Annotated in this window: 16 protein-coding genes and 1 pseudogene; 10 read left to right on the top strand and 7 right to left on the bottom strand. The window is 68.9% G+C overall.

Going from position 1 to position 16,485, the window contains the following annotated elements:
• Nucleotides 1-32: 32 nt before the first annotated feature.
• Together A37U_RS0139415 and A37U_RS0139410 are read left to right on the top strand one after the other, a co-directional pair.
• Complete coding sequence (locus A37U_RS0139415) at nucleotides 33-842, top strand: serine hydrolase domain-containing protein (protein ID WP_026198095.1); 810 nt, start codon at nucleotides 33-35, stop codon at nucleotides 840-842.
• Nucleotides 800-1,597 (top strand): decaprenylphospho-beta-D-erythro-pentofuranosid-2-ulose 2-reductase, encoded by a 798-nt coding sequence (locus A37U_RS0139410; RefSeq protein ID WP_040590036.1) that lies wholly within the window; start codon nucleotides 800-802, stop codon nucleotides 1,595-1,597. The genes A37U_RS0139415 and A37U_RS0139410 overlap by 43 nt, the downstream gene beginning before the upstream one ends.
• A gap of 83 nt (nucleotides 1,598-1,680) precedes the next feature.
• Here the strand turns inward: A37U_RS0139410 and A37U_RS0139405 are convergent, their stop codons facing one another.
• Together A37U_RS0139405 and A37U_RS0139400 are read right to left on the bottom strand one after the other, a co-directional pair.
• Complete coding sequence (locus A37U_RS0139405; protein WP_020502156.1) at nucleotides 1,681-3,321, bottom strand: DNA repair helicase XPB; 1,641 nt, start codon at nucleotides 3,319-3,321, stop codon at nucleotides 1,681-1,683.
• Between the two features lie 31 nt (nucleotides 3,322-3,352).
• A complete protein-coding gene (locus A37U_RS0139400; RefSeq protein ID WP_020502155.1) occupies nucleotides 3,353-5,620 on the bottom strand; it encodes a helicase-associated domain-containing protein in 2,268 nt (755 codons plus the stop codon).
• Between the two features lie 138 nt (nucleotides 5,621-5,758).
• Between A37U_RS0139400 and A37U_RS0139395 the strand changes: the two genes are divergently transcribed.
• From A37U_RS0139395 to A37U_RS54570, 4 genes and pseudogenes are all read left to right on the top strand, one after another.
• The gene (locus A37U_RS0139395) at nucleotides 5,759-5,944 is read left to right on the top strand and encodes a hypothetical protein (protein ID WP_020502154.1); all 186 of its coding nucleotides are present in this window, start codon (nucleotides 5,759-5,761) and stop codon (nucleotides 5,942-5,944) included.
• A 35-nt stretch (nucleotides 5,945-5,979) separates the two neighbouring features.
• Nucleotides 5,980-7,374: an NAD-dependent malic enzyme gene (locus tag A37U_RS0139390; RefSeq protein WP_020502153.1), complete on the top strand. Its 1,395-nt coding sequence runs from the start codon at nucleotides 5,980-5,982 to the stop codon at nucleotides 7,372-7,374.
• Nucleotides 7,375-7,383: 9 nt separating this feature from the next.
• Entirely contained in the window at nucleotides 7,384-7,854 is a 471-nt protein-coding gene (gene moaC, locus A37U_RS0139385) for a cyclic pyranopterin monophosphate synthase MoaC (protein ID WP_020502152.1), read from the top strand.
• Nucleotides 7,851-8,746, top strand: a pseudogene (locus A37U_RS54570) (molybdenum cofactor biosynthesis protein MoaE). The gene moaC and the pseudogene A37U_RS54570 overlap by 4 nt, the downstream one beginning before the upstream one ends.
• Here A37U_RS54570 and A37U_RS0139370 read toward each other — a convergent pair.
• The 5 genes from A37U_RS0139370 to moaA form a co-directional block, all read right to left on the bottom strand.
• Nucleotides 8,733-9,296, bottom strand: coding sequence for a dihydrofolate reductase family protein (locus A37U_RS0139370; RefSeq protein ID WP_020502149.1), 564 nt, complete (start codon nucleotides 9,294-9,296; stop codon nucleotides 8,733-8,735). The pseudogene A37U_RS54570 and the gene A37U_RS0139370 sit on opposite strands and share 14 nt — an antisense overlap.
• A 67-nt stretch (nucleotides 9,297-9,363) precedes the next feature.
• Nucleotides 9,364-10,737: a decaprenylphosphoryl-beta-D-ribose oxidase gene (locus A37U_RS0139365; protein ID WP_020502148.1), complete on the bottom strand. Its 1,374-nt coding sequence runs from the start codon at nucleotides 10,735-10,737 to the stop codon at nucleotides 9,364-9,366.
• Between the two features lie 134 nt (nucleotides 10,738-10,871).
• Entirely contained in the window at nucleotides 10,872-11,528 is a 657-nt protein-coding gene (locus A37U_RS0139360) for a LysM peptidoglycan-binding domain-containing protein (protein ID WP_020502147.1), read from the bottom strand.
• Nucleotides 11,529-11,991: 463 nt separating this feature from the next.
• A complete protein-coding gene (locus tag A37U_RS50775; RefSeq protein ID WP_083934243.1) occupies nucleotides 11,992-12,264 on the bottom strand; it encodes a hypothetical protein in 273 nt (90 codons plus the stop codon).
• 27 nt (nucleotides 12,265-12,291) lie between these two features.
• On the bottom strand, nucleotides 12,292-13,359 hold the full coding sequence (gene moaA, locus A37U_RS0139350) for a GTP 3',8-cyclase MoaA (protein ID WP_026198091.1): 1,068 nt from the start codon (nucleotides 13,357-13,359) through the stop codon (nucleotides 12,292-12,294).
• 106 nt (nucleotides 13,360-13,465) lie between these two features.
• Between moaA and A37U_RS0139345 the strand changes: the two genes are divergently transcribed.
• From A37U_RS0139345 to A37U_RS0139330, 4 genes are read left to right on the top strand one after another with little or no spacing between them, the layout of a single operon-like run.
• Entirely contained in the window at nucleotides 13,466-13,870 is a 405-nt protein-coding gene (locus A37U_RS0139345; RefSeq protein ID WP_026198090.1) for a TOBE domain-containing protein, read from the top strand.
• Nucleotides 13,867-14,634, top strand: coding sequence for a molybdate ABC transporter substrate-binding protein (modA, locus tag A37U_RS0139340; RefSeq protein WP_020502143.1), 768 nt, complete (start codon nucleotides 13,867-13,869; stop codon nucleotides 14,632-14,634). Before A37U_RS0139345 ends, modA begins: the two co-directional genes overlap by 4 nt.
• Nucleotides 14,612-15,418 (top strand): ABC transporter permease, encoded by an 807-nt coding sequence (locus A37U_RS0139335; protein ID WP_051111848.1) that lies wholly within the window; start codon nucleotides 14,612-14,614, stop codon nucleotides 15,416-15,418. Before modA ends, A37U_RS0139335 begins: the two co-directional genes overlap by 23 nt.
• Nucleotides 15,415-16,485, top strand: coding sequence for a sulfate/molybdate ABC transporter ATP-binding protein (locus tag A37U_RS0139330; RefSeq protein WP_020502141.1), 1,071 nt, complete (start codon nucleotides 15,415-15,417; stop codon nucleotides 16,483-16,485). The genes A37U_RS0139335 and A37U_RS0139330 overlap by 4 nt, the downstream gene beginning before the upstream one ends.

Raw genomic sequence — 16,485 nt, 5'->3', positions numbered from 1 at the left:
GGGTGATCATCGCAGAAGTACTGTTGATCGGTATGCGAAGCGTGCAGTTGGTGCAGAGCTGGCCGGTCGATCATGCCGCGGCCGCGGTCGTGCGCGGGGACGGCACCGTGGCGGCCACCGGCGGTGAACCGCACCGGGTGTTCGAGCTCGCCTCGGTGACCAAGCTGCTCAGCGCGTACGCGGCCCTCATCGCGCTCGAGGAGGGCGCGATCGAGCTGGATCAGCCCGCCGGTCCGGACGGATCCACGGTGCACCATCTGCTCGCGCACACCAGCGGGCTCGCCTTCGACTCCGAACGGGTGCAGGCGGAACCGGGGACCAGGCGGATCTACTCCAACACCGGGTTCGCCGTGCTCGCCGAGACCATCGCGGCTGCCTGTGAGATGCCGTTCGCCGAGTACCTGCGCGAGGCGGTGTGCGTGCCGCTCGGGCTGGTGGCCACCGAACTGCGCGGTTCGGCAGGCGCGGGTGCGGTGTCCACGGCCGCCGAGCTCGCCGTGTTCGCCGGTGAGCTGCTGAACCCGAGCCTGATCGCCCGGGAGACCTACGAATCCGCGACCACGGTGCACTTCCCCGGGCTCGACGGGGTACTTCCCGGCTACGGTATTCAGCGCCCGAACGACTGGGGGCTCGGACTCGAGCTGCGCGCGCACAAACAGCCGCACTGGACCGGTACCCGCTCGTCCCCGCGCACCTTCGGCCACTTCGGGCAGTCCGGCACCTTCCTCTGGGTGGACCCGGATGCCCGGCTGGCCGCGGTCGCGCTCACCGACCGCCCGTTCGGGGAATGGGCCAAGGAATGCTGGCCCGCCTTCACCGATGCGGTACTGGAGGAACGGTGAACCTGCTCGTACTCGGCGGGCGCAGCGAGATCGGCCTCGCCATCGCCAAGCGGCTCGCCCCGGAGAAGGTGGTGCTCGCCGCGCGGCGCAGCACCGAACTCGACGCCGAGGAACAAGCACTGCGCGCGGCCGGGGCGGGCACCGTGACCAGGGCCGAGTTCGATGCCGACGCGGTAGGCGAACACGAGGAACTACTCACCGGACTGAGCGAGCGGCACGGCCCGTTCGACGTGGTGGTGCTCGCCTTCGGCATTCTCGGCGACCAGCAGCGGGCCGAACGCGAGGCCGAGCACGCGCTCGCGATCACGCACACCGACTACGTGGCGCAGATCAGCGTGCTCACCCATCTGGCGAACCTGCTGCGCGCGCGGGGCAGTGAAAAGCAGGGCAGTGAAAAGCAGGGCAGCGGGACCATGGTGGTGTTCTCCTCGGTCGCCGGGATCCGGGTGCGCAGGGCGAACTACGTCTACGGCGCCGCCAAGGCCGGGCTGGACGGATTCGCGAACGGGCTCGCCGACGCACTGCACGGCAGCGGGGCACGGCTGCTGCTCGTGCGCCCGGGATACGTGCACGGGCGGATGGCCGCCGCGGTCGATCCCGCCCCGTTCTCCAGTACCCCCGATCAGGTCGCCGCGGCTACGGTTACCGCGCTGCGCAAGGGAAAACGCCTCGTGTGGGTGCCGCCGGTGCTGCGCCTGGTTTTCGGCCTGCTGCGCTTCGTCCCGCAATCGATCTGGCGCCGCATGCCGCGCTGAGCCGCGAGTGGTGAACCGATACCGCACGGGGCCATGTGACGATACAGTCCAGTACTGTCTTCGCGATACCGTACTGGACGGTCTTATGTCCGCAGATCGTCCGCGTCGGTGATGGTGTAGGCGTACCCCTGCTCGGCGAGGAACCGCTGCCGGTGTGCGGCGTAGTCGGTGTCCAGGGTGTCCCTGGCGACCACCGAGTAGAAGTGCGCCTGGCGCCCGTCTTCCTTGGGGCGCAACAACCTGCCGAGCCGCTGCGCCTCCTCCTGGCGTGAGCCGAAGGTTCCGGAAACCTGGATCGCAACGGTGGCCTCGGGGAGGTCGATGGAGAAGTTGGCCACCTTGGACACCACGAGGGTGCTCAGCTCACCGTTGCGGAACTGGTCGAACAGCTTCTCCCGCTCGGAGTTCTTGGTGGAACCCTGGATGACCGGGCAGTCCAGCTCGCCACCCAGTTCGTCGAGCTGATCCAGATAGGCACCGATGACCAGGGTCGGTTCCCCGACGTGTTTGTCCACAATGGACCGCACGACGGGGAGCTTGGTGCGCGCGGTGGAACAGATCCTGTAGCGCTCATCGGATTCCGCCGTGGCGTACCGCAGCCGTTCGGCCTCGGTCATGGTGGTCCGCACCTCGATGCATTCGGCGGGCGCGATCCAGCCCTGCGCCTCGATGTCCCGCCAGGGCACGTCGAATCGCTTCGGCCCGATCAGCGAGAACACATCGCCTTCCCTGCCGTCCTCGCGCACCAGGGTCGCGGTGAGTCCGAGGCGGCGCCGCGACTGCAGGTCCGCGGTCATCCGGAACACCGGAGCGGGCAACAGGTGCACCTCGTCGTAGACGACGAGGCCCCAGTCCCGTGAGTCGAACAGTTCCAGGTGGCGGTACTCGCCCTTGGTGCGCCTGGTGATCACCTGATACGTGGCGATGGTGATCGGCCGGATCTCTTTGCGTTCACCGGAGTATTCGCCGATCTCGTCCTCGGTCAGCGAGGTGCGCGCCACCAGCTCGCGTTTCCACTGCCGCCCGGCCACGGTGTTGGTGACCAGGATCAGTGTGGTGGCCTCCGCCTGGGCCATCGCGGCCGCGCCGACCAGAGTCTTGCCCGCGCCACAGGGCAGCACGACCACCCCGGAACCGCCGTCCCAGAAGGCCTTCGCCGCCTGCCGCTGGTAATCACGCAGCGCCCAGCCCTCCTCGTGCAGGCTGATCGGGTGCGCCTCGCCGTCCACGTAGCCGGCCAGGTCCTCGGCGGGCCAGCCGACCTTGAGCAGTTGCTGTTTGAGTCTGCCGCGCTCGGAGGGGTGCACGATGACCGTGTCCTCATCGATGCGCGAGCCGAGCATCGGGACGATCTTCTTGTTCCGCAGTATCTCCTCGAGCACCGGCCGGTCGGTGGTGCTGAGCACGAGTCCGTGCGCGGGATGGTTCGCGATGGACAGCCGCCCGAACCGGCCCATCGTGTCCACGATGTCCACCAGCAGCGGCTGCGGAACGGGGAACCGCGAGTTCGAGACGAGCGCGTCGACCACCTGCTCGGCGTCGTGTCCTGCCGCGCGCGCGTTCCATAGCGCCAGCGGGGTGATCCGGTAGGTGTGTACGTGCTCGGGTGCGCGTTCGAGTTCGGCGAACGGCGCGATCGCGGTGCGCGCCTGCTCCGCGCCGTCCTGATCGACCTCGAGCAGCACGGTCTTGTCGGACTGCACGATCAACGGCCCATTGCTCATGACTACCAGTGTGCCTGAGTGGTCTCGCTGGTCAGTCCGTCACGGTGGCCACCGTGGTGATCAGGTGCAGCGGCAGCCGGGTGGCTTCCCCGGTGTCCGGGTCCTCACCCTCGAGCACTCCGCCGCCGAGCCTGGTGGGTACGAGCACGTGCTGGCTCGCGGTTCCGCGGGTGTCCACGAGGCCGACCCAGACGGTCTCCCGTTCGCGCACCGCATCGCGCAGCGCGCTCAGCGTGGCACTGAGGGTGTCCGAGGCGCCCGCCCCGGACAGCGCGGCCACGGCGGCCCCGCGCTTGGCCGCGGCGGCCCGGTCCGCGGCGCGCATGCTGTCCACGGCCTCGGCGAGCCGGTCCGGATCGGGCGGCTCGGGCTGGCTGCGGTGCGTCCGGTTCGCCGAGCGGGCGGGCACCCTGCGCCCGGGTGGGCGCAGATCGAGCAGCTGCCCGTCCGGTCCCTCGGCGATCGGGGAGTAGCCGTGTTCGCGCAGCACATCCAGCACGTCGACCAATGGTGCGGGGCTGATCACCACCTCATCGGCGATCCTGCGCAGCTCCAGCCGCGCGGCCGCCGGACCGGCCAGCACCTCGGCGAGCAGCGCGGGATCGGTGCTGCGCAGGAAGGAACCGGCCATGCCGCCGCGCAGCTGACCGTGTTTCCGCGCGACATCGTCGATGAGATAGGAAAGCGATTGCGGGACCGGGGTCGCGGAGTGCACCCGGAACAGTTCGTGCAGTTCAGCGGCGCTGCGCCCGGCATCGAGGGCGCGCCGGACGCTGGACTCGCCGATCCGGTACACGGTGGCCCCACCCGCCGATTCCACATCCCCGACCAGGCTCATCGCGGCGGCGAGCTCGGGTTCCAGGGGGCCGGGCGCGATCGCGGTGAGATCGGCCTGCACCAGGATGTGCTCGACCGGATCGGGCAGTGCCCCGGCCATCGCCGCGGCCGCCGAATCGAGTTCGGTGAGCAGCGCGCGACCGGGGGTGCCGCACGCGCCGAGGGCGAGAACGCCCAGGGCAGTGGCCTCGCGGATGGTCTCGATGATCGCCTTGTCCCGCAGCTTGCTCGACTGCCTCGGGGTGCGCCAGTTGAGCAGGGCGATCAGCGTGTCCGGCCCGTCGAGCGCGGTACCCGGGCCGAGTTCGGCGATCGCCTCGAGCACCATGCGCCGCGATTCGGGCGCGAGCGGGCGGTGCAACTCCTCGGTGAGCGGGGCGATGGCGCGGTCCTTGGCGTCCTTGAGCCCGGCGAGCCAGGGCAGCCGCGGTAACTCGAGCCACGCCCCGGCCAGGGTCGCCCAGCGCGTCGCCGGATCGGCGGCGAACCAGCCATCCGCCGCGGTCGTGGGCACCCACACCCCGGCGTCCTGATCGGTCGCGGCGAGCCCGGCCCCGGTGAGCACTTCGACGAGCAGGCTCACCCGCTGCTCGTCCACATCCAGTTCCTTGACCAGTTTGCGCAGGTCCCGAACCGCCGCCCCGCCGGAACGCAGCAGTGCGGCGGGGGTGTGCGACCAGGTGGTGAGGATGGCCTCGGCGTGCCGGAGCAGCGTCATCGCCTCCCCGGCCGCGGCCTTGTCCACCTCCGCGGCCGAACGCGGCACGGTCGCCGGGACCGGGGCCCGTGCGCTGACCCGGCCGATCGGATACTCCCCGCGCACCGCGAGCGCGACCTGCCTCGGCAGCTCGACCGTCTGTTCATCGCGGCGCAGCAACATTCCGCGCGCCAGCAGCGCCTGCACGGGGGTGCGCGCCTGCTCGATCGGCACCAGCTTCGCCGCGTCCCTCGTCTGGCCGATCGGCGGGCCCGCGGCCAGGGTCTCCACGAGCCCGCGCTGCTTCTCGTCCAGCGCGGCGAGCTCGGCGGTGATATCCGTCTCGGCGAAGGAGTCCACGGCGCGTCCCAGACCGGCGGGGAACTCCCCGGTCACCTCGCGGACCGCGCCGGGAACCTGGTACGGATCCTCGCCCCAGAACAGGGCCAGCTCGCGCAGCCGTTCGACGGTGGTGTCCAGGTCCTCGGCGCGTACTTCGGGGCCGAACCACGCGGCGAGCCCGGCGCGTGTCGCAGGCCGGGTATCCGCCTCGCAGAGCACCGCCGCCTCCAGTACGGCGAGCTCGAACGCATTGAGCCGATCACAGGCGCGGGCCACCGAGGTCCTGCTGCCCGCCCGGGTCGCCAGGATGCGCGTGTTCTGCGGGACGGGGCTCGCCAGATCCGGGCGATCGCGCAGCAACGCGACGATCGCCTGCCTGGGTCGCTCGAGCAGCCACGCGAGCAAGGTCACCGACTCGGTCACCTACGCCACGGTAGCGGGCCGGTCGGCTTCGGGCAGGAGCGGTCGCGGTGTCTGCTGCGCCACGGTAGGGGACGGGCGAACTGGAGGGGTGATCCGGCATGCGGCAAAATTGCGGTATCGCGCGCGCAAGGAGGAACCATGGCGAAAGAAGTGCAACGCAGCAAGAACGTCGACCCGGCCTGGCCGCAGGGCGACGGTCATCCGGTGACCGAGCTCGCCGCGGACCGCCAGGGTTCGCTTTCGCCGTTCGGTGAGGTGACGTTCCCGGTCGACGATCTGCCGTACGTGCACCCCGAGACGGAAATCAACTGGAAACAGGACTGAACTCCAGTACGCACTCGAACATTTAGGGGAACGCAATGCCGGCACCTGGCCCTGGTTATGCCATCACCGTCCGCGCCGAGATCCCGCCGACCGCGCGGGCCGCTGGTGACCTCACGACGGCGGTGGGCCAGGTAGGTGGGGTGATCACGGCGTTCGACGTCGTCGACTCGCACCCGGAAATGACGGTCATCGACATCACCTGCGATGCGATGTCGACCGAGCACGCGCAGGACATCACCGACGCCATCGGCACGCTTCCCGGGGTGCGGGTGCGCAAGGTCTCGGACCGCACGTTCCTGATCCACATCGGCGGCAAGATCGAGATCTCCTCGAAGGTGCAGCTGCGCAACCGTGATGATCTCTCCCGCGCCTACACCCCCGGCGTGGCCCGGGTGTGTACGGACATCGCGGAGAACCCCGAGGACGCGCGCAGGCTGACCATCAAGCGCAACACGGTCGCCGTGGTCACCGACGGTTCCGCGGTGCTCGGTCTCGGCAACATCGGCCCCGCCGCCGCGCTCCCGGTGATGGAGGGCAAGGCCGCCCTGTTCAAGCGGTTCGCCGATGTGGACGCCTGGCCGGTCTGCCTGGACACCCAGGACACCGAGGAGATCATCCGCACCTGCGAGCTGCTCGCCCCGGTCTACGGCGGGATCAACCTCGAGGACATCGCCGCACCCCGGTGCTTCGAGATCGAGCGCAGGCTGCGGGACAAACTCGACATTCCGGTGTTCCACGACGATCAGCACGGCACCGCGATCGTGGTGGTCGGCGCCCTGCGCAACGCGCTGCGCGTGGTGAACAAGCCGATCGAGCAGTGCAAGATCGTGGTGTGCGGGGTCGGCGCGGCCGGTTCGGCGATCATCCGGCTGCTGCTGCAGAAGCAGCCCAAGGACATCATCGCGATCGATGTGGACGGGGCGGTGTACCCGGAGCGCGGCGAGCTGGACGAGAACCTGGCCTGGATCGCCGAGCACACCAACTCCGCGGGATTCACCGGCGGACTGCACGAGGCGCTGGTGGGCGCGGACGTGTTCATCGGGGTCTCCGCGCCGAACCTGTTCGGTGCCGAGCAGGTCGCGACCATGGCCGAGGACGCGATCGTGTTCGGCCTGGCCAACCCGGATCCCGAGGTCGACCCGATCGAGGCGCAGAAACACGCCGCGGTGGTGGCCACCGGCCGCTCCGATTTCCCGAACCAGATCAACAACGTGCTCGCCTTCCCCGGGGTGTTCCGCGGACTGCTCGACGCGCAGGCCACGGACATCACCGACGATGTGCTGCTCGCCGCGGCCGATGCGCTCGCCGATGTGGTCGACGGGGAGCGGCTGAACCCCTCGTTCATCATCCCGAGCGTGTTCGACCACGCCGTCTCCAAGGCGGTCGCGGACTCGGTACGCAAGGCCGCGCAGCACAAACCCTCGGCTTAGACTCGAACCGTGGACGAGCTGACCCATCTGGACGACGAGGGCGCCGCGCACATGGTGGACGTCTCCGCGAAGCAGGCGAGCGCGCGCCGCGCCATCGCGGCGGCCACCATGCGCACCACGGCGGAGGTCGTCGACCTGCTGCGCGACGATGCACTGCCCAAATCCGACGCGCTCGCCACCGCGCGGATCGCCGGGATCATGGGCGCCAAGCGCACCCCGGATCTGATCCCGCTGTGCCACCCGATCGCGATCACCGGTGCGCAGGTCACCCTGGAACTGGGTACCGAGACGATCGAGCTGACCGCCGAGGTGAAGACCGCGGACCGCACCGGGGTGGAGATGGAGGCGCTGACCGCGGTGACCGTCGCGGGCCTCGCGCTGCACGACATGGTCAAGGCGGTCGATCCGGCCGCGGTGCTCGACGGCGTCCGGGTGCTGCGCAAGGAGGGCGGCAAGACCGGCATGTGGGTGCGGCCATGAAGGCTTCGGTGCTGATCTCCTCCACCAGGGCGGCGAACGGTGTCTACCCGGACCGCACCGGGCCGCTGATCGCGGAGTGGCTGGCCGGCCGCGGGTTCACCGTGCCGGATCCGGTGGTCGTCGCCGATGGCGAACCCTTCGCCGCGGCACTGCGTTCCGCGCTCGGCCAGGCGCCCGATGTGCTGCTCACCAGCGGCGGGACCGGGATCTCGCCGACCGACCGCACCGCCGAACTGACCGCGCGCGAGCTCGACTTCGAGATACCGGGACTGGCCGACGCGATCCGCAACGCCGGTCTTCCCCAGGTGCCGACCGCGGTGCTGTCCCGGGGTGTCGCCGGGGTCGCGGGCCGGACCCTCGTGGTGAACCTACCCGGATCCACCGGCGGGGTGCGGGACGGGCTCGGTGTGCTCGCGGACGTGCTCGAACACGCCATCGACCAGCTCGCCGGGGGGGATCACGGATGAGCGCAGCCGTGCTCCGCGCCCGCGTGGCCGACGAGTCCCTCTCGGTCGCCGAACACGCGGCACTCGTCGCCGATTCCGGGGCCGGTGCGGTGGTGACCTTCGACGGGGCGGTGCGTGATCACGACGGTGGCCGCGGAGTCACCGCGCTGGATTACGAGGGGCACCCGAGTGCGGGCACCGTGCTCGCCGAGGTCGTAACGGAGATCGCCGAACGCGCCGAGGGGGTTCGCGCGATCGCGGTGAGCCACCGGATCGGCGCGCTGCGGATCGGGGACACCGCGCTCGCGGTCGCCGTGGCCGCCGAACACCGCGCCCAGGCCTTCGGCATCTGCGCCGAACTGGTGGACGAGGTCAAGCGCAGGCTGCCGGTCTGGAAACACCAGCAGTTCACCGACGGCACCAGCGAATGGGTCAACTGCCCGTGACCCGGTAGCGCAGGTAGACCATGCCGTTGCCGAAGCAGCGCTGCTCGAGCAATTCCAGCCGGGTGCGCAGCCGCGCGGGCAGGTAGCGTTTTCCGGCGCCGACCACCATGGGGCAGACGAACACCTGGCATTCGTCCACCAGTCCGGCGTGCAGGGCGTGCGCGGCCAGTTCGGCGCCGCCGATGATCAGATCCCGCCCGGAGGTCGCCTTCAGCTCGCGGACCGGTTCCGCGGTGAACTCCCGCTCGATCCGGGTCCGCGCGGTGACCGGCGATCCCAGGGTCCTGGAGTAGACGATCTTGTCCGCGGCCTGCCAGTCCTGGGCGAAATCGTGCGCCTCGGATGATTGCCCGGCGAGGCTCGGGTCGGTTTCCCACGCCGTCATCGCCTCGTACAGCCGCCTGCCGTACAGGTGGGTGCCCGCGCCGCGTTGCAGCTCATTGGCGAAGGCGTGCACCTGCGCGTCGGGCACCGCCCAGCCGAAGTCGCCGTTCTCGTCGGCGATGTAGCCGTCCAGCGAGGCGAAGGAGCAGTAGATCAGCCTGGCCATGGTGTCCCCTTTTCCTCGGTGGGTACACCGGGCAGACCGGCTCACTCGCCGGAACTCATCGCCGCGATCAGCCGACCAGTTGCAGCCTGCGCGCCATATCGGAGTGGAAGACACCCTCCGGGTCGACCGTATCGCGCACCTTGCGCCATTCCTCGATCCGCGGATACATCTTGTGGAAGGTCTCCGGATCGGTGCGGGAGTCCTTCGCGGTGTAGAGCCTGCCGCCCGCGGCCAGCACTTCCTCGTCCAGCTCCCGGCACAGCCGGGAAAGGCCCTTCTTGATCGGGAAGTCGAGACAGATCAGCCAGCCGGGGTGCGGGTAGGACAGCGGTGCCCGGTTGCTCGCGCCCATCGTCTTGAAGACGTTCAGCGCGGAGTAGTGCCCGGAGTTCGCGACCTTCTGGATGATCCGGCGGAAGTCCTCGTGCGCGTTCAGCGGCGTACTGAACTGGTACTGCAGGAAACCGCGGTTGCCGTAGCCCCGGTTCCACTCGCCGACCAGGTCGAGCATGTGGTAAAAGCTCGTGATGTTCTGGATCGCGCCGCGCCCCTGCTCCGGCGTGGTGCGGTAGTAGAACTCGCCGATCGCGGACAGCGAGAGCTTGTTCATCAGGCCGTTCGGAAAGATGTCCGGGACGGTGAGCAGTTGCGGCGCGTCGAACTTCAGCGGTTCCGCGCGCAGTTTCTGCGGCAGCTCGTCCACCTTGGCCAGCGAGCCACGGCCGAAGGCGCCGCGGCCCAGCTTCGCGCCCTTGGAGATGGTGTCGAACCAGGCCGAGGTGTAGCCGTAGTCGTCCTCGGAGCCGTTGCTGATCAGCTCCAGGGTTTCGTCCAGGTTCTCGGTGCGGTCGTTGTCCACCACGAAGTACGCGGTCTCGGTCCTGGTCATCCGGATCTTCGCGCGCAGGATGATGCCGGTGAGCCCGATCCCGGCCACGGTGGCCCAGAACAGCTCGGATTCGGGGCCGTCCGGGGTGATCGTGCGCACCTGGCCGTCGGCGGTGAGCAGGTCCATGGACACCACGTGGTTGCCGAAGCTGCCCGCGGTGTGGTGGTTCTTGCCGTGGATGTCGTTGGCGATCGCGCCGCCGATAGTCACCTGCCGGGTCCCCGGCAGCACCGGCACCCACAGGCCGTAGGGGAGCGCGGCCCGCATCAGTTCGTCCAGGCTCACCCCGGCGTCCAGGTCCACGATCGCGCTGTCCGGATCGATGTCGTGGATGCGCCGCAGCGGGGTCATGTCGATGACCGTGCCGCCCGCGTTCTGCGCCGGATCGCCGTAGCTGCGGCCCAGGCCACGCGCGATGATCCCGCGCGGTCCCGCCTCGCGTACCGCGCGAGCGAGCACATCGAGATCCGTGGTGCTGACGACGGTCGCGGTGCTGGGTGCCGTTCTGCCCCAGCCGGCCAGTGTCCTGACCTCACCAAGCGGATTCGACATGGGCGCAACCTTACCGTTATGTGCCAGGACACAACGAAGCCCCCGGCCGCTGGGGAGGGGTAGATGCGGCAGGGGGCTTCGTTGTGGGCTAGTCGGCGCACCCACGCGGGCGTGGGCGGTCGGCTAGAGCCTGCTTACTTGGTCTCGAGCTTCTGGCCCGGGAAGATCATGTTGGCGCTGTGCAGGGTGTCCTTGTTCAGCTGGTACAGCTTCGACCAGCCGCCCTGGATGCCCTGAGACTGCGCGATCTTGCCGAGCGTGTCGCCCGTGACAACGGTGTAGTTGCCGTGGCCGCTCTTGACCGAGTAGCTCTTCTTGCTGCTGCTAGAGCTGCTGCTCGAGGAGCTGCTGCTGTAGCTCTTCTTCTTGGAGTAGCTGGAGCTGCTGTAGCTCTTCTTGCTGCTCGAGGAGGAGCTGTCACTGACGTTCTTGGTCGAGCCGCCGGCGCCCTTGCTGCCACAGTTCGGCCAGGCACCCATGCCCTGCGAGGACTTCACGCGCTCGGCAACACGGATCTGCTCGGAGCGCGAAGCGCTCTGCGGGCTACCGCTGCCGCCGTTGGCCTTCCAGGTGCTGGGGGTGAACTGCAGACCACCGGAGAAACCGTTGCCGGTGTTGGTGCTCCAGTTGCCGCCGCTCTCGCACTGTGCGACGGCGTCCCAGTTGGTGGCGCCAGCGGACGGGGCCGCGATAACGGCGGGGACACCGACGATGGCTGCGGCGATCCCGACCTTCGCGACGTTCTTCACGATGGCGGAGTGTTTGCGGTGCTTACCACGGTAAGAAGACATGAGCCTCTCATCGCTACCGCGCCTACGGTTTCGCACCGGGATGATCTTCGATCTCCGGCCGCACGAGGCCGCCGGTGTCGAGTGACCGGGTTTTCGGCCCGGCCTCACCCTTAGGACATTTCGGGATGTCCCGGTGGTGTTTCCCCATTCCCTGTCCGGAAGTAGGTCTTTCGCTCGGGGTCGGGTCCTGGGTGCCCATTGGACAGGGCTCGGCGCGTGAACACCCAGGTACTTCCTGGCTGGTTCGGGGCCAGCCAGAAGCGACCGTACGGAAGGTTCGGCCAGATCGGAAATCTTTCGGCATGTGACGGTCGTCACAGTAACAAATGATTTCTGCTGTCGACCTTGACTTCCGTGCAGGTCAGAGCACCGTTACCGGGCCGTTGCCTGTTCGAGATATTTGACGGTCGGTGAGACCTGGCTCACGTCAAAACAACGTCCGAGGTAGGGTTCGAACGTCCGGTCAACCGCCGGCAAACGGGGGGAGAACGTCGAGTAGTACTTGAGCACCCCGTTCGCCCGAAAGGAAATTCTCACCGAGGGTGGATTGCTGATCACGTACGGCTACTCCGTTGAGGAGCAGGCTGCACGCGGGCAGTAAGCGATCGATGCCGGTTCGCAGTTCCCGGACGCGGCGCAGCGCATCCTCGACCGTCCGAACCCCGTGGATGACATCTGTCTCTACGCCTGCGGCCGCGCGCGCGCCCGCGTAATACCGCACTGTCACGTCCGCCACAAGACACTCCCGTGTACTGATTCTGTCTCAGCCGCCGATCGAGCTCATCGGCCGCAGCGGCTGCGCGAACCCCGCAGAGTTGATTTCATGCCCTGCGAGTTTGCCCCACATGGCGAGCCGCCAGCGTTCGGCTATCTCTTCGTCGCTCGCCCCGCCGCGCAGCAGCCCGCGCAGATCGGTCTCGCCCGCGGCGAACAGGCAGGTGCGCATCTGACCGTCCGCGGTGAGCCGGGTCCGGTCGCAGCCGGCGCAGAACGGGCGGGTGACCGAGGCGATCACTCCGACCTCACCGGGGCCGTCGTTCACGAGCCAGCGCTCCGCCGGTGCGCTCCCACGCTGCCGGTCGGCCGCGGTGAGGGAGAATTCGGCACCGAGCCGGTCCAGGATCTCACTCGCGGTGACCATATCGCCGCGGCTCCAGCCGTGCTGTGGATCGAGTGGCATCTGCTCGATGAACCGCAGCCGGTAGCCGTGCTCGAGGCAGAACCGCAGCAGGGCGGGGGCCTCGTGGTCGTTGATTCCGCGCAGCAGCACGGTGTTCACCTTGACCGGCAGCAGTCCGGCCGCTGCCGAGGCGGCGAGCCCGTCCAGGACGTGGCGGAGCCGGTCGCGGCGGGTGATCCGGGCGAAGGTCTCGGGATCGAGCGAGTCCAGGGAGATGTTCACCCGGTCCAGACCGGCCGCGGCCAGTTTCGCGGCCCGGCGCGCGAGCCCGATTCCGTTGCTCGTGATCGAGGTGCGCGGGGGGTTCGGCAGCGCCGCGGTCGCCGCGATCACTTCCTCGATGTCCTTACGCAGCAAGGGTTCTCCACCGGTGAACCGGATATCGGTGATACCGAGCTCGGTCACCGCGATGCGCAGCAGCCGAATCAGTTCCCCGGTGTCGAGCAGCTCCGGCTTGGGTGTCCAGTCCAGGCCTTCGGCGGGCATGCAGTAGGTACAGCGCAAATTGCACCGGTCGGTGAGCGAAACGCGCAGGTCCGTCGCGACCCTCCCGAACTGGTCCACCAGCTCGGGAGTGTTCGGCCTCGGGCCACCGGATTCCGACTGTGCCGAACCCGGTACCACGGGGATGCCAAGACTCACCGACGTCATGGTTCCAGCGTACGCAGCGTGCGATCACCGCCAAGGATGTGGGAAAGCGCATGCGCGACGCTGCTCGCTATGTATTTCCGTGTCTGCGGATACTACTGTGTCGATCATGCCGCAGTACAGGATTTCCGAAGCGGCCCGGCTGCTCGGTTGCAGCGATGACACGGTGCGTCGCTGGATCGACGCGGAGCATCTGCGGGCGCAGACCGATCCGGCGGGGCGCAAGGTGATCGACGGGGCGGAGCTGGCCGGATTCGCCAAGGTTCAGGCACGCGATATCGCGGACCCGACTTCAGTGGTGCGCTCGGCGCGGAACCGGTTCGTCGGCCTCGTCACCGAGATCCAGGCCGACGGGGTCATGGCCCAGGTGGAAATGCAGTGCGGGCGGCATCGCATCGTCTCGCTGATGAGTTCGGAAGCGGTGCGGGAACTGGATCTGCGGCCGGGCGTGCTCGCCACCGCCGTGGTGAAGGCAACTCAGGTGATCGTCGAAACGGCTGGAGAACAGGCATGAGGAAACCGGTGATCGCGATGGCGGCCCTGCTGGGGCTGGCACTGACCGCGTGCGGATCCGGTGGGGGTGGACAGAACGCTTCCGGGGGCAAACAAACCCTGACCGTGTCCGCGGCCGCCTCACTGACCGAGGCCTTCGACAAGCTCAAGACCGACTTCGAGCACGCGCATCCCGGCGTGCAGGTGAAGCTGAACTACGACGGATCCTCGACGCTGGTGCAGCAGATCACCAACGGCGCCAAGGTCGACGTGTTCGCCTCCGCGGACCAGAAGAACATGGACAAGCTCGTCAAGGCGGGCGACAACCAGGACGCGCCGAAGAAGTTCGCGAGCAACACCCTGGAGATCGCCGTGCCGAAGGGAAACCCGAAGCACATCAAGTCCTTCGCCGATCTGGCCCGCCCGGATGTGCACACCGTGGTCTGTGCGCCACCGGTGCCGTGCGGCGCGGCCACCAAGAAGGTCGAGCAGGCGAGCGGGATCACGCTGCACCCGAAAAGCGAGGAGCAGAACGTGAAATCGGTGCTCGCCAAGGTGCGCTCGACCGATGCGGACGCCGGACTGGTGTACGTCAGCGATGTGAAGACCGCGGGGCCGAAGGTCTCCGGGGTGACCTTCCCGGAGAACAAGGCCGCGGTGAACTCCTACCCGGTCGCCATCGTGAAGGGGACCAAGCAGGAGCAGCTCGCCAAGCAGTTCGTGGACATGCTCACCGCCGCCGAGGGGAAGAAACGGTTGACCGATGCGGGCTTTGCGGTCGGCTGAGCCGCGCTCGATCAAGCCCTACCCGCGACTGCTGCTCGTTCCGGCGGTCCTCGCCCTCGCCCTCATCGTGCTCCCGCTCGTCGGGTTGCTCGCACGCTCGGACCTGAGCCGCTTCGGTGAACTGATCACCAGTGCCTCGGCGCTGGACGCGCTCGAGCTGTCCCTGCGCACCGCGGTGGCCTCGACGGTGCTGTGCGTGGTGTTCGGGGTACCGCTGGCGTTCGTGCTCGCCAGGGGACGGTTTCCCGGGCTGCGGTTCGTGCGTTCACTGGTGCTGCTCCCGCTGGTGCTTCCGCCCGTGGTCGGCGGGCTCGCCCTGCTGTATTCCCTTGGCCGGGGCGGATTTCTCGGCCAAGCGATCGACTTCGGTTTCGGGGTGAGCGTCCCGTTCACCCCCGTGGCCGTCGTCCTCGCGCAGACCTTCGTGGCGATGCCGTTCCTCGTGGTCGGCCTGGAAGGCGCGATCCGGGGCAACGGGCAGCGTTATGAGCTGGTCGCCGGGACCCTCGGTGCGGGGCCGTGGACGGTGTTCCGCAGGGTCACGCTTCCGCTGCTGGTGCCCGCGATCGGGTCCTCGGTGGTGCTGTGCTTCGCCCGCGCGCTCGGCGAATTCGGCGCCACCATCACCTTCGCGGGCAGCCTGCAGGGCGTCACCCGGACCCTCCCGCTGCAGATCTACCTGGCCAACGAGACCGATGTGGACGGTGCGGTGGCGCTGTCGATCCTGCTGGTGCTGCTGGCGATCGTGGTCATCGTGATCACCCGGCCGAAGGCACTGTCATGAGTGAGCTCGCGGCCGACCTCGCCGTACAGCGCGGGGAATTCCACCTGGATGTCCGGCTGCGCGTCGCCGCGGGAGAAGTGCTCGCGGTGCTCGGACCCAACGGTGCGGGCAAATCCACCCTGCTCGGTGCGCTCACCGGACAGCTCCGCCCACAGCGCGCCGCGATCAGCCTCGGCGGTACCGATATCGCCGAGCTCGCGATGCACCGGCGGCGGATCGGGGTGCTCGGCCAGGAACCGTTGCTGTTCCCGCATCTGAGCGTGCTCGCCAATGTCGCATTCGGACCGCGCGCCGCGGGAATGCCACGCGGAAAGGCGCATTCGCTCGCCCACGAACTGCTCGGTGAAGTGGACGCCGGGGAGTTCGCCGCGCGCAAGCCCGCCGCGATCTCGGGTGGCCAGGCCCAGCGGGTCGCACTGGCCAGGGCACTGGCCGCGCGGCCCGAACTGCTGCTGCTCGACGAACCCTTCTCCGCACTGGACGTGGACTCCGCACCGCGGGTGCGCGCCCTCATCGGGCGGGTGCTCGCCGAACATCCGGAGACCGCGAGCATCCTGGTCACCCACGACCCGCTGGACGCGCTGGTGCTCGCCGACCGGGTCGCCGTGCTCGACGGCGGGCGGATCGTGGAGCAGGGGCCGGCGCGAGAGGTGCTTTCCGCGCCCAGTACTCCGTTCGCCGCGCGCATCGCCGGGCTCAACCTGGTCACCGGGACCGTGACCGAACACGGGCTCGACGGGCTCAGCGGGATCCTGGCCGCCGAGGCACGGATCGGTGCGGCGGGTGCCGCGGTGTTCGCGCCCTCCGCGGTCGCCGCGTTCCGCGAACGTCCCGACGGCAGTCCGCGCAACGTCGTCCCCGCCGAACTCGCGCACGTCGAGCGGGCCGGCGACCTCGTGCGGCTACGCCTGCGGGCGAGCGACGGGGGACCCGGCTGGGTGGACGGACTGCGCGCCGACATCACCCCGGCCGCGCTGGCCGATCTCGACCTGCAGCCGGGCGGGCTGCTCTGGCTCGCGGTCAAGGCGACCGAGATCGTGGTGCACCCGCAGCGCGCGGCACGCTGA

The sequence above is a fragment of the Sciscionella marina DSM 45152 genome (genome assembly GCF_000379465.1).
Lineage (GTDB): Bacteria > Actinomycetota > Actinomycetes > Mycobacteriales > Pseudonocardiaceae > Sciscionella > Sciscionella marina.
The sequence above is the reverse complement of the archived record's forward strand: the minus strand, read 5'-3'. Positions and strand labels throughout refer to the sequence as shown.

Excerpts from the sequence above, each read along its gene's own strand:
- moaA (WP_026198091.1), bottom strand. The coding sequence starts at position 13,359 with ATGACGTCGGTGAGTCTTGGCATCCCCGTGGTACCGGGTTCGGCACAG.
- modA (WP_020502143.1), top strand. The coding sequence starts at position 13,867 with ATGAGGAAACCGGTGATCGCGATGGCGGCCCTGCTGGGGCTGGCACTG.
- A37U_RS0139410 (WP_040590036.1), top strand. The coding sequence starts at position 800 with ATGCTGGCCCGCCTTCACCGATGCGGTACTGGAGGAACGGTGAACCTG.
- A37U_RS0139395 (WP_020502154.1), top strand. The coding sequence starts at position 5,759 with ATGGCGAAAGAAGTGCAACGCAGCAAGAACGTCGACCCGGCCTGGCCG.
- A37U_RS0139360 (WP_020502147.1), bottom strand. The coding sequence starts at position 11,528 with ATGTCTTCTTACCGTGGTAAGCACCGCAAACACTCCGCCATCGTGAAG.
- A37U_RS0139330 (WP_020502141.1), top strand. The coding sequence starts at position 15,415 with ATGAGTGAGCTCGCGGCCGACCTCGCCGTACAGCGCGGGGAATTCCAC.
- A37U_RS0139370 (WP_020502149.1), bottom strand. The coding sequence starts at position 9,296 with ATGGCCAGGCTGATCTACTGCTCCTTCGCCTCGCTGGACGGCTACATC.
- A37U_RS0139365 (WP_020502148.1), bottom strand. The coding sequence starts at position 10,737 with ATGTCGAATCCGCTTGGTGAGGTCAGGACACTGGCCGGCTGGGGCAGA.
- A37U_RS0139345 (WP_026198090.1), top strand. The coding sequence starts at position 13,466 with ATGCCGCAGTACAGGATTTCCGAAGCGGCCCGGCTGCTCGGTTGCAGC.
- A37U_RS0139335 (WP_051111848.1), top strand. The coding sequence starts at position 14,612 with ATGCGGGCTTTGCGGTCGGCTGAGCCGCGCTCGATCAAGCCCTACCCG.
- A37U_RS0139405 (WP_020502156.1), bottom strand. The coding sequence starts at position 3,321 with ATGAGCAATGGGCCGTTGATCGTGCAGTCCGACAAGACCGTGCTGCTC.
- A37U_RS0139415 (WP_026198095.1), top strand. The coding sequence starts at position 33 with ATGCGAAGCGTGCAGTTGGTGCAGAGCTGGCCGGTCGATCATGCCGCG.
- A37U_RS0139390 (WP_020502153.1), top strand. The coding sequence starts at position 5,980 with ATGCCGGCACCTGGCCCTGGTTATGCCATCACCGTCCGCGCCGAGATC.